Consider the following 13,775-nt stretch of genomic DNA (forward strand, 5'->3'; position numbering starts at 1 on the left):
ATTATGTGAATCGAACAACTACGATGTTTATATTAGATTTCATTTACGACCAACTTCTTCTTACTTAAATACACTGCACGATCTGATTTTTTAGCAACCTCCTGTGAGTGCGTCACAACAATAATGCATTTATTCTCTTTATGTGCAAGTTCTTGAAACAGTTCTATAATATCCATTGCGGTTTCCTCATCAAGGTTTCCTGTCGGCTCATCCGCAATCAATAAATCAACATTACAAGATAGTGCTCGAGCAATTGCTACACGCTGTTGTTGCCCACCGCTTAGTTGCAGGACGTTTCGTTTCGCTTCAGCTTCTGAGAGTCCTACCCTCTCTAATAATTGTAATGCTCTTGCTGTTTTATTTTGCACTTTAACACCTGTAATTTCCATTGCTGTTAAGACATTTTGAAGAGCTGTCATATAGGTTATTAAGTTATAAGATTGGAAAATTACAGATACATTTTGATTACGGTATCGATCCAAACCAATTTTTCTAATATCTTTGCCATTATACAGTACATAACCATTTTTAGGGACATCTAGTCCACAACCTAAGCTTAGGGTTGTGGTTTTACCAGATCCAGATGGTCCTAAAATCGTGTAGAAATGTCCTTTTTGAAAAGAAAAGTTAACATTTTCTAGTATCGCTACATTTTTTCCATTACTTTCATAATAATAATCCAAATTTTTAAACTGTAAAATTGTCTCCATATCGAGCCTCCTCATTCATCTTTTAAAAGAATTTGTTTTGGGTTTAAACGTAGAATAGATAATGCTGGAAGAAGCGTTGCTATTATAGCAATAGCTAGTCCAATTCCACCCATTTTCCCTACATCTTCTCCTGTTACACTTACATCAATTTTATCAATCGGATCTTCTTTTTGATTTTGTAGAGTACCACCAGGTCCAGCCATCATTACAGTACCATGTTGCGAGGTATCTGTTTCTTCGCTTGAAGTAGCAATTTCATTCGAAAGTAAATTATCCCCGATATATTGAGAAACTTTAGCTCCTGTTGTTATGGATAATCCAAATGCTAAAATAGCGACACACACTACTTCTACTACGAATTGCGCCATCAGCTTCCACTTTTTCTCTCCAATGGACAATAGAATTCCCATTTCTTTACGACGTCCTTTAATTGATAGCATAATGATTAATCCTAAAATGATCGCACCTGCAATCGATACAATATAAATAATCATTTGAGAAGTCGAAGAAATATTTTCGATAGGACCAATCATTTGCTTGTACAATGAATCATGCGCATCTAATTTATAATAATTAAAATCAATATTAGATTTTCTTGCTTCTTTTTTAAATGCATCAATATATTGTGGATCATTCAAGAAATACACGACTTGAACACTACTTATACCTTGGTCTACTTCTAATTTTTTCATAGTTGAATGCGGCATATATAGTTTATTAGCTGGATCCATAATAGGAGGAGCCTGTTGACCCATTGCTTGCTCATTTGTTTCGTAAATACCGATAATTTCAACCTCAAGGGTTTCCTTCTTATCCCCTGATTGCACTTTAACTTTGTCTCCTACTTTCAAATTGTTTAATTCCGCTAATCGTTTTTCCATTAAAGCTACATTCTGATCCTTCATTTGCTCTGTTATTGGTTTTCCATCAATGATTTTACTTTTTCCGTTTTTAAAGCTTTCTTGTAATGCAGTCTTGCGAACTCCCTCAATCATAAAAGAAGCATTCATATCTATTTCTGTACCAGAGCTTGAACCGCCTCGCGCAGCCGCCATTCCCACTTTACCTTTTCCTTCTTCTTCTCCTTCTGAAGCTCCTACTAGTTTAAGCCCATCAGAAATACCGAAAGTGTTAGCTATGTAATTATAATCTTTTACATACTTGGACTTCGCTAATTGATCTGTTTCTTTTGCATCGAGCTGCGGCGGATTTGGCATTTCTCCAGTTTCCTTAGCTTTTTGACCTAATTTGTCGAAATCAAGACCTAAAGTAACATCTGCACCAAGTTTTTTTCTTGCAGCATCCGCTGCTTTTTTTGATGCATTTTGGATTGTGAAACCTGAAAGAACCAAATTTGTAACAATCAGAAAAACTGCCATCAAAATTAATGATGTTCCTATCCTTTTTTTCATACTGAGAATTGCTCGTTTCATAAAATTCATTTTTTCTTACCTCCTTGATAACTTGTATTCTATATAGGTTATCTAGAGTTTATATGGAGCTAATCGGTAGTTTAACTAGAGATATAAGGAGTTTATGTGTAGTTATTCAGAATATTGGTAAGGAGTTAGTCAATTTAAGAGACTTATAGAAAAAAGAGAGGTTAAGCTTGATTTAATGTATGTAACATAAAAATATTTATTGTATAATTTCTTTACAATAAATATAGAGAACCTATTTGTGAATATCTATATGGGAATTGTTAAGTTCCTCATAGAAATTACATCTTTTAATAAGAAAAGAAGCAAGTTAGCATTCTTTTATAAGGATAAGAATATTAATTTGCTTCTTAAATTTTAATATAAATTATTTATAGTTTTATTTTATTGCAAGATTTATAATATAATATACAAATTTATCATCTATTTTTATAATTCAAGCACCTACTATTAGGAAAAGAGAATATTTCCTAATTAATTTAAAACATAAATTTTGTCTGTGTTTTAAACAATATGTATTTTGAAGGAGGTTAATTTGATTTTTTCAAAACTCATTGATCGGTACGCCTTATATGATTTACACAAAAAAAGAAGTGTAGCGTTTCAGTATACTTCCCTTTCTAACACTTCATTAAATATAAAGGACATAGAATCTTTTTATAAAGTAAAACCATCCTATATTCATTTTGACATTAAGCATTTAAAGCAAAAAAATGAATACATGGTTGGGCAATTCAAATATAAAAGCTCGGTTCAATCCGGTGATTCATGCAACGACTCTGTAACTGGGGAATTATTCTTACATAAAAATGAAAATGCACCTCATGTTATCTTTGTTCATGGTTGGAGAATGGATTCTAACGAACGTGTGAAAAAAATATTCCACGATCATATGACCAGCCTCAAGTGGAATATGTATTATTTCACTCTACCCTATCATTTTGAAAGAAAACCCGATCAATCCTTATTCAGTGGAGAGTATATGGTAAGTGCAAATATTGAACGAACAGTACAAGCAACTAGACAAGCGGTAGCTGATTTACGAGCTTTGATTAAATGGATTAAAGCAAATAAAAATGGTCCCCTGATTCTAATAGGGGTTAGTTTAGGTGGATTTATTACTAACTTAGCCTCTCTTGTTGAAGAAGAAATTGATGTGTTAGCATCCATTTTCTATGCAAATCGACTTTCTTATTCTATTTGGAATACAACTCCAGGTAAATTTATTAGAGAAGACTTGGAACATCATGGTGTTACGTATGATGATTTAATAGATTATTGGAAAATCACTGAACCGAGTCAAGCATTGCCAAAAGTAAAAAAAGAAAATATTTTATTAATTTCAGGTAAGCACGATCTATATGTGCATTCTGAGGATACAGACTACTTGTGGGAATCTTGGGAAAGACCTACACGATATATTTATACATGTGGGCATGCGGGGATCGTTCTTAAACATAAAAAAATTGCAACTGATACTATCAATTTTATTCAAAATAGATTGAACTCCCCGCACTTATCCAATGTCATGCCTTAAAGTGAGAGGTTACTAAGTACATAATCTTATACTTGTATTGTTAGTTTTCTCTTTTTGTTTATTTTTTAAGCTAACTATCTATAAATTCTTCATGAGTCTAGATAAAGAAAAAGAATCTACCCCTTTTCTAAACTCAAAAAGAATTTTTTCTATTGTTCTCCTATATTAATACTTGCATATAAGGATTTCATGAAATTATATATATATGCATGAATTTTTTCCGAGTATGAATTCGAACAAGTATCACTTAGTTTAATCAGACAACTAAATGTACATAAATGCAATGACATTAAAACACTTTGCTCTTAAATCCACAACTTGTATTATTAATTGCATGAAACTCCTTCTTGAGAAAGGTTTTAATTTCCGAATATTCTGTTGACTGTTATAACATATCCAATTTACAATTTAATTGTGGTGTTCTTTCACAATTAAACTACTTAGAATACACTTCATTTATTTGAAAACAATTACAAATAGAGGTGCTAAAATGAAAACTAGAGTAAATCCAGAATTATTACAAGGGTTAGAGATGTTTCCGGATCTCGATTTACGCCCGGAAAACTTGCAATCAATCAGAGAAGGGATAGCTCAAATGAGACCACCTACCGTTGTTGATGACTCCCTTTCGTTAAAAGATAAAGTCATTGTTGGACCTGATGATAATCCGTTACCATTAAGAATTTATCGTCCAAAATCAAATCATGAATCTTTACCTGTCTTATTATGGATACATGGTGGTGGTTATATCTTAGGTTCTATAGATGATAACGATGATACTTGTATGAGGTTTGCAAAAGAAGCTGGCTGTGTGGTTGTATCTGTAGACTACCGCTTAGCACCTGAACACCCTTACCCAGCACCAATTGAGGATTGTTATTCAGCTTTAAAATGGATTGCTGATAATGCAAAGTCATTAAACATTGATTCAAATCGTATTGGGGTTGCAGGAGTAAGTGCCGGCGGTGGACTAACAGCAGCATTATCATTATTAGCCCGAGATCGAAAATATCCTTCAATTTGTTTACAAATGCCACTATATCCAATGATTGATGACAGAAATGATACACCTTCAGCGAATGAAATTAAAGAGGGATTTGTTTGGAACCAAAAGGCAAATGAAGCTGGCTGGAAAATGTATTTAGGAGAAATGTATGGAACGGATCAAATCCCTGCCTATGCAGCACCTTCTCGAGCTGAGGATTATAGTGACTTACCGTATACTTACACATTTGTTGGTCAATTAGATCCATTCCGCAGCGAAACATTAACCTATGTAAGCAAACTAGCGCAAGCTGGTGTTGATGTGGAGTTTCATTTATATCCAAATGCCTATCACTGGTTTGAAGGGCTAAATCCAAATGCCGATGTATCTATTTATGCTGTGAACGAAATAGTACAAGCAATAAAGACTGGTTTCAAACGAGTATCCAAGGTTGAGGCTTAATCCCATTACAAGAGAAACACTTATAAATAGTATATATATATTTATCATTTAAACATAATAGCCGATTCTAAATGAGAACCGGCTATTAATATGTAAAATCCGCCTAATATATCAAGGTTGAGAAACAGATATAAGATGTTTAGGCGATGTGTTTATTTCCTCTGCCAATGCTTTTATGTTCATCATGATTTGAAGTATTTCTTCTTTTGTTGTCCTTGGGTTGATAGAGCAAAGTCGAATTACTACTTTTTCTTTTAATTTAGTAGTACTTAGCATAGCAAATCCTCTTTGATTAATTTCTTCCACCAATTTTTTGTTTATTTCATGAATTGTATCTGTAGATGTTAGCTCACATGGAATATAACGAAAAGTAACAATTCCTAATTGGGCAGGTGTTACTACTTCCCAATCTTTTTCTTTCCTTAAAAACTCTTCAACTTGTTCAGCTAGCATAATGCCATGATCAATTGCCTCACGAAAAGCTGTAACACCGAATGCTTTAAAAGAAAGCCATACCTTTAATGCTCTAAATCTACGAGAAAGTTCAATTCCACGCTCCCCAAAATTCACTTTTTCTTCTATATTAGTTTCTGTATCCTTAATATACTCTGGGATCATACGGAATGTTTCACTTAAATATTGGCTATTTCGAATGAGTACACAACCAACATCATAAGGCTGAAAAAGCCATTTGTGCGGGTCTAACGTTAAAGAATCGGCACGATGAATTCCACTTAATAACTCCCTTCCTTTTTCACTGAGAATTGCTGCAGCACCATAAGCTCCATCCACGTGTAGCCATATATCTTCATCATTACAAAGATCAGCCAATTCGTTGAGGGAATCAACCGCTCCGCAATTGGTTGTCCCTGCATTAGCAATAACACAGAATGGTTTTTTCCCTTTTAGTCGATCTTCTTTTATTTGCTTTCTTAAAGTACTAACTGAAATTTTCAAATCTTCATCTGTCTCAATTCGGCAAATTTGATGCTGCTTAAAACCTAATACTTTAAGTGCTCGATCTACAGAAAAATGAGTTTGGTTAGAAAAATACACAATCGCATTTTCTATGTCATTATTCAGCTTGACCTGTCTCGCTACAGTAAGTGCAGTCAAATTAGCCATGGAACCGCCACTGACAAATAGGCCTTCAGCTGAATCAGGGAATCCTAGCATTGATTTTAACCAGTTAATTGTCGTTAATTCAATTTGTTCAGCACCTGCACCTACTATCCAAGCTGTAGGAAATACATTAAACCCACTTGCTAAAAAATCTGCTAATACACCAACATAATTATTAGGACCTGGCACAAAAGCCATAAAATGAGGATGATCCACATGAGTAATTTGATTAAACACATTGTTATTAAGAAAATGAAGTAATTCTTTTGGATTAGATCCGTTTTCCGGAATCGTTTCAATTAGCTTGTCTCTAAAAATATTACTATCAATCGTTTCTGAAACTGGTTTACTTTTTAAATGATTCATATGATCAACAATCAAGTCAACCGCTTGATATCCTAACTGACGCATCTCTTCGGCTGATAGCTGCAGGTTTTTTGTCATTTGATTTACCCCTATTCTATTTAAAAAGGCGAGTCCTTGCTCGCCTTTTGATTTTTTATAATTTGTAATCATCGATTGCCTGTATTGGATTTTGAAGAATCATGTTGATTAAGCAATGGATGTGATTTAATATTTCCTGTATTTTCTTCGCTTCATATACAGTTTGATCATATCCAAACTTTATTGTAAGTTTTTCTTCAGGGAAGCACATAATTCCATACTTTACATGTGGCTCATCAACAACTTCGTAATCCGTGATGGCAAAATGTCTGTTTTCATTTGAAGAAAAGATTGCTGGATTAGTTGGATAGTTTTCAAAAACCCAAAGATGGTCAGTCAAGTCAGTTTTTAATTCACTTTGCTTTTGTATATCAACAAATGAATAGTATGCATACTCATTACATTTCAATGTTTCTAGTTGTACTTTTTGCAGGAAATCTACAAAAGTTTGCGTTTCTGTCCATGCTAGTCGGATAGGCAAAACATTTGTGAACAGCCCGAACATATTTTCAATTCCTTCTACTTCGGGAGGTCTGACTGATACGAGATTAGGCAATACTACTTCTCTCGTTCCGTTGAATTTGCCAAGTAATATTCCCCATACAGCTAGTAGTGCTGTATTCATAGTTATATTGTTTTTAGTTACAAATGTCTGTAACTGATTAGTCAATTCCTTGTCTAATGCTAAATCCATAAAAGTGAATTTTAACCCTTCACTTTTAGATGGGACTTTCTTTTTAGGAATACTAATTTTCTGATTATATCCTGATAAATAATCCCGCCAAAAATGACGTGCTTTCTCATGATCTTGTGCCAAAGTCCAGTCTATGAATGTTTCAAAAGGTTTTACCATAGGTAACTCCGCCGTAGTTCCCGCATTTGTTGTTTCATAGAGCTGGAATAATTCGTCTATCAAAATGCTGACGCTCCAACCATCACATAATAGATGATGGGAACTCCAAATTACCTTATGCTCGTTATTACCTAGTTGGAATATACAGAGACGTGTCATAAGTTCATCATTTTTGAATCCTCGGCTTAAATTTTCATTCATCCACTGTTTTAGGAATTCTTGCTGTTCTTGTTTCGTCATCTCAATCAAGTTTTTTATTTCTAAATTTATTTGAACATCATATAGAACAGCTTGCCAATGTTTTGCTTGTTCATCTTGCACAATTATTGTTCTTAAAGAATCATGACGATCAACTAATTGTTGGAAACACTGAATAAAGAGTTTAATATCCAGCTCCCCCTCAAGTGCCCAAATTGTTTGTTCAAAATATGCATTTGTATCAGGTTCATTCGTAGCATGCTCATAAATAACTTTCTGGAAAGGTGCTAACGGATAAATACGCTCTATTTTTATATCCGGCATTTTTTCTTGTATTTTGGTAAGTGTATATTGATTAAGTTGTTTATCTTTAACATTTAGTAATGTAGCTTTATTATCGTTCATTATATTTACATCATTTGTTTGTGAACTTGAAAACTGGTCTAGCTTTTTAACAAATTGAACCATGTCCCTTAATATAGGAAATGAAAATAGATTTTTTGGTTCAAGCTCGAATCCTTGTCGATACAGTCTGACGGACACTTGAATCGCTTTTATCGAATCTCCACCTAAGGCGAAGAAATGATCATTTACTCCAACTTGATCTATTTTGAGTACTTCTTGCCAAATACTAGTTAATATTTTTTCCATTTCAGTTTTTGGAGCAATAAATACTTCATTTTTTTGTTTCTCCGGAGTAGGGAGCGCTTTTCTATCTAATTTTCCGTTTGAAGTCAGGGGTAATTGGTCCAAATAAACAAAATAAGAAGGAATCATATAATCTGGCAAGTAATCTCGCAAATGCTTTCGTAGTTCTGTTGTACTAATATTTTGCTCAGTTACCACATATGCAACTAAAAATTTTATTCCGTTCTCATCTGTTTGATCAATTACGACAGCATGTTCGACTTGTTTATAAGTTAGAAGACAATGAGAGATTTCTTCTAACTCTACTCGATATCCCTGAATTTTCACTTGGTAATCTTGGCGGCCTAAAAATTCAATATATCCCTCAGAATGCATTTTTCCACAATCTCCTGTTTTGTATATAAGACCAAAATCAGGATGTGACACAAACGCTTCATTTGTTTTCTTTTCATCATTTAAATATCCTTTAGCAAGGCCCACTCCCCCGATATATAAATCTCCAATTACACCAACAGGGCACATTTTCTTTTCATAGTTCAACACATAATACGTTTGGTTTGCCAAGGGCATCCCGTATGGAATACTGTTCCAATGTGATTCCACTTGTTTGACCGGATAATAAATTGACCAAATCGATGCTTCTGTTGCCCCTCCTAGTGAAACTACTTCTGCAATCGGAAAATGTCGTTTTATTTTTTCTGGTAAAGAAAGTGGAATCCAATCTCCGCTATGTAAAACTAAACGCAAAGAAGAATGTTCAAAATGAGAACCTACTTGATCCAATGCCAAATCCATGATTGCAGGCACTGTATTCCAAATTGTAATCCCTCTACGTTCGACAGTGTGGATTAATTCTTGCATGTTTCTTGGATCACGAATCATTACCAACATTGCACCTGTGCTTAAAGCTCCGAAAATATCGTATACAGATAGGTCAAAACACATGGAAGAGATACCAATAATACGATCATCTTCATTTACCTCATATTTTTGATTTATGTCTTGAATCGTATTTGTAACCGCTTGGTGAGTAATAATTACTCCTTTTGGTTTCCCTGTACTTCCTGAAGTGTATATAATATAGGCAATATCTTCTGGACCAGCAATAGCGGGCATATCTTCTGTTGTATAAAATGACAAATGATTTTCTTCATAAAGACTAGGTTCTAATAAAAGTTTGCATGAGCTATTTTTTAAAATATATGTTTGGCGATCTAAAGGATGATCGGGATCAATCGGAACATAAGCTGCTCCTGCTTTTAAAATACCTAACATATTAACAATTGTGTCAACTCGCCTTTTTGCTAAAAGACCCACTTTGTCACCTAGACCAATGCCTTGCTCTTTTAAGAAGTGGGCAATTTGATTGGAGCGTTTATGAAGTTCCGAGTATGTTAACCATTCTTGTTCAAATACCACCGCTACTTCATCCGGTGTACGTTTTACTTGGTCTGTAAATAATTGATACAGAGTAGTTGAAGGTATTTTTTCTGTTGTTTCATTGTATTGTTTAATTAAAGTTTGATCCGATTCTTTCATCTGCAAAGATGTTATATCGCTTTGTTTCACCAATTGTTCCAATAAGTAAACAAATTGGGAAAACATTGCTTCTATTACATCAACATCAAACAACTCTTCAACATAGTTCCAGCTAATTAATAACTCTCCATTTTTTTCAATTACTACATTATCCAAATACACTTGTGGAGTCCGAGCATGAATATAGCGAAGAGAACCAAGTTGTTCCCAAGAGAAAGCACCTGCACCTGCTAACATCGAGGTGAAAACGATTGGCATAACTGCTTTTGGCGTCATTTGATGATATCGAGTAAAATCTCGAATAAAGTTAACTCCATCGTAATGACGATGTTCAAGGCCATCTAATAAAGTAGATTGCGTTTCTTTTACTCTAGTAAAGAAAGTTTGCTCTGGTTTTACATCAACATCCAACAAAATAAGCGATGTGAAATCTCCAACAATCTGTTCTACTTCATTATGAACAGGATAACGGTTAAATACAGTCAAATTAATTGCCAATTTACGTTGATTACTCCAATATGCCAACACATCACCATATATTGTACAAAGTAGAGCGGAAGGTGTTACCTCTTTCTCTTGTGCTAACTTTCGTAGCTTTGTCCATTTTTCATTGTCCAGGATTTTTGTAAGTGATTGGAATTTAGGAGTAGCAATCTCTGCTGGTTCCTTTTTTAACAGCAAAGAAGGTGCAAACGGAAAGTCTGGAAGCTTACTTGTCCAATAATCTTTTGCTGTTTTATATTCTTCGCTTTGTTCCATTTCATCATAGATAAACATGTAATCTTGAAAATCAAAAGATAGAGATTCTAATTTTTCATTTGGTTTATAATAATAATGCAACAAATCCTGTCCAACAATGTTCATGCTTGCTCCGTCCATTAATAAAGCATCGTATCGAAAACATAATAAATACGTGTCTTCTTTTAAAAGAAAGGCTTTTAATTCGAACAAAGGCCATTGCCCCAAAGGGAATACATGGTTAGTCATTCGAGAACGCTCTTCTTGTAAGCGAGCATTTTGATTCCTATCATCTAAATCTATGAGACTCACTATTTCAATCTCGTAATCAGGAACGCTTTGTAATATTTGCTGTTTTCCCTCTGGTAAAATTACAGCTCGCAACATTGGATGACGATGAATTACCTTTTGAAAACTTTTTGAAAGACGATTGATATCCAACGCTATTTCATATTCAAAATATGTTTGAGGTGAAATACCACTTAATTCAAACTGTGAATTCCGTCCTAACATATACGCTGTCTGAACTTCTGTTAAGGAAAATGGCTTAGATAAATCTTTAACACGAGTTGGTCTACTTTCAAGGTTTTCCTCTTTATGCTCTAACTTTACACAAGAACTCAGTTGAGCAATCGTAGGGTGCTTAAAAAAATCTGTTGTACTTATTTTTAAGCAGTCTTTTCTTAATAAATTAATTACCTGAAGTGCTTTAATGGATTCTCCTTTTAATGCAAAAAAATTATCATGAATACCGATTCCCTCAATCTCCATAACTTTTTCCCATGCATGCACTAATTTTTGTTCAATTTCATTGCGCGGGGCAACGTATGGAATTGATACATAATCTGTTTGTGTTATATCCAACAGCCTTTTTCTATCCACTTTTCCATTTGGATTCAATGGAATCTCTTCTACCTGAATCATTTTTTCAGGAATCATAAACTCAGGTAGTTTATCACTTAAATATTTTCTGATTTCACCAAAAGACACCTTGTTATCCGAAACATAGTAGGCAGCTAATAATTTCCTATTTCCATACACTTGATCAACAACGATAGCCTGGTTTATTTCTGGATATTCCCTTAATTGAGTTTCGATTTCTCTTAATTCAATCCGATACCCCCGAATTTTCACTTGATGATCCATTCGACCTAAATATTCAAGTTCTCCATTAGGCAACCAACGAACGAGATCACCTGTATGATACATCATTTCCCCTGCCGCAAAAGGACTCGGTACAAACTTTTCATCTGTCAGTTTATTTTTACCAAGATACCCTCGTGCTACCGCTACGCCAGCAATGCAGAGTTCACCGGGAATTCCAAATGGTTTTAATTGGCCATACTTATTCAATATATAGGAATGATAATTCGGGTTAGGTTTGCCAATCGTAACTTCTTTGGAAGTGCTCAAGTCTTTTACTGTTGCGCAAATGGTTGTTTCTGTGGGACCATAAATATTTAAAATTGTTGCTTCACTGATACAACGAATTTTTTCAACCAAATCAATGGAAAATGATTCTCCTGCTAATAAAATAGATTTTAAATCTTTTAGAAAATTTGCCCCTTCTGGATCACTCAAAATCACTTCCATTCGCGATGGCGTTGATTCCCATAAATCTACCTTATGTTTTTTGACTAAATGAGCCAATTCTTTTGTTGCAAACTGGTCCTCTGTAGCAATTACTACTTTTGAGCCTTGCGTTAAAGGAAGACATATTTCTAACAAGGAAATATCAAAAGATACACTAGCAAGAAACAAGAATGATTGATTAGCCTTTACTTTTTCTCTCATTACATTTAAAAAATGAACTAGCGATTTTTGTTCGATCATTACCCCTTTTGGATTTCCTGTCGATCCTGATGTGTAAATAACATAAGCCAAATCATTAGGATTATGTTCTCGTACTAAATTACTTTCTTCACCTTGGAAAAGATATTCTTTATCAAGATACAGTACTTCACCCGCAAATTGCGGCAATACTTCCTCTGTTCGCTTACTAAGTAAATATTTTGCTTGACTATCTTGTAACATATATTCAATTCGTTCAGTTGGGTAGTTAGGGTCGATTGGTAAATACGCTGCTCCTGCTTTTAAAATCCCCATCATACCAATAATCATTTCTAATGACCGATCTACCATAACGCCAATAATACTTTCTTTTGAAACACCTTTACTTTGAAGAATAGAAGCCAATTGATTCGCTTTCTTATTCAATTCTCTATATGTCAAAGATTGATCATTACAAACAACAGCAATTTGATCTGGAGTTTTTAATACTTGCGCTTCAAACAAATCTTGAAATGATTGAAACAAGTCTATGCCCGTTTGAAAAGTATTCAATCCTTCTAACAACTCTTTTTCTTCTTCTGCAATAATACAAATATCTTTCAATGCCAAATTCGGGTTTTGTGAAACTTGCTTTAAAACATAACAATACGAATTGGCAAACTGTTGCAAAGAAGAGAATGAACGGGACTTGCAAGAAATTTGAAATTCAAATTCATTATGTATTTCATTCCATTTTCTTCGTATCCATAGGGCTAAATTATTCTCTGCGTATTCTTCTAGCGAATTTTCATTATGTAATCCTTCCATCCCGATTACAATTTGAAAAGGAGTTAAATTGTGTTTAACTAATAATTCAGAGAGCGAATACTCCTGATTTTCATACCCGAATAAAGTCGTTTGTTCAATCTCATTTACTAATTGTTTAAAGGTGTGATGCGGATGGATTTCACTTCCTAAAGGAATCAACTTATTAAGATTCTCACTTTGTTCAAGATTCTTTTCAATTATAGGAATACCAATAGTAATTCTTTCTTGATCTGTATAATGTGCCAAACAAACCCTTAAAGCGGCTTGAAACCAGCTAAATAATAATAAATCTTGAGACTTACTTATTTTTTGTATACTTTTACTAAATTCTACATTCACTATGATTTGAACGTACTCACAAGGTGTTTCTTTATTTAGTTGGTAATCGCTATTAAATACAGAAAAATCGAGAATCTCGGAAGATAATTGCTCCTTCCAAAACGCTTCTACTTCTTTATTTTCATGAATCGAACTTCGATCTTTAATGTGCATTTTTATCTTT

Annotated in this window: 6 protein-coding genes; 2 read left to right on the forward strand and 4 right to left on the reverse strand. The window is 34.0% G+C overall.

What is annotated here, in order from left to right:
- Positions 1-32: 32 nt before the first annotated feature.
- Both MHI26_RS13765 and MHI26_RS13770 read right to left on the reverse strand, forming a co-directional pair.
- On the reverse strand, positions 33-710 hold the full coding sequence (locus MHI26_RS13765) for an ABC transporter ATP-binding protein (protein WP_000447864.1): 678 nt from the start codon (positions 708-710) through the stop codon (positions 33-35).
- Between the two features lie 11 nt (positions 711-721).
- Positions 722-2,152: an ABC transporter permease gene (locus MHI26_RS13770; protein WP_061666117.1), complete on the reverse strand. Its 1,431-nt coding sequence runs from the start codon at positions 2,150-2,152 to the stop codon at positions 722-724.
- A 532-nt stretch (positions 2,153-2,684) separates the two neighbouring features.
- Between MHI26_RS13770 and MHI26_RS13775 the strand changes: the two genes are divergently transcribed.
- Both MHI26_RS13775 and MHI26_RS13780 read left to right on the forward strand, forming a co-directional pair.
- Positions 2,685-3,686, forward strand: a complete 1,002-nt coding sequence (locus MHI26_RS13775) for an alpha/beta hydrolase (protein ID WP_061666116.1) — start codon at positions 2,685-2,687, stop codon at positions 3,684-3,686.
- A gap of 490 nt (positions 3,687-4,176) precedes the next feature.
- Positions 4,177-5,133: an alpha/beta hydrolase gene (locus MHI26_RS13780; protein WP_000857934.1), complete on the forward strand. Its 957-nt coding sequence runs from the start codon at positions 4,177-4,179 to the stop codon at positions 5,131-5,133.
- Between the two features lie 111 nt (positions 5,134-5,244).
- Here MHI26_RS13780 and MHI26_RS13785 read toward each other — a convergent pair whose 3' ends face one another.
- Both MHI26_RS13785 and MHI26_RS13790 read right to left on the reverse strand, forming a co-directional pair.
- Positions 5,245-6,699, reverse strand: coding sequence for a pyridoxal phosphate-dependent decarboxylase family protein (locus MHI26_RS13785; protein ID WP_000164810.1), 1,455 nt, complete (start codon positions 6,697-6,699; stop codon positions 5,245-5,247).
- Between the two features lie 55 nt (positions 6,700-6,754).
- Positions 6,755-13,765, reverse strand: coding sequence for a non-ribosomal peptide synthetase (locus MHI26_RS13790; protein WP_061666115.1), 7,011 nt, complete (start codon positions 13,763-13,765; stop codon positions 6,755-6,757).
- Positions 13,766-13,775 lie beyond the last annotated feature (10 nt).

Source organism: Bacillus sp. FSL K6-1218 (assembly GCF_038006445.1).
In the GTDB taxonomy this organism is placed as follows: domain Bacteria; phylum Bacillota; class Bacilli; order Bacillales; family Bacillaceae_G; genus Bacillus_A; species Bacillus_A thuringiensis_S.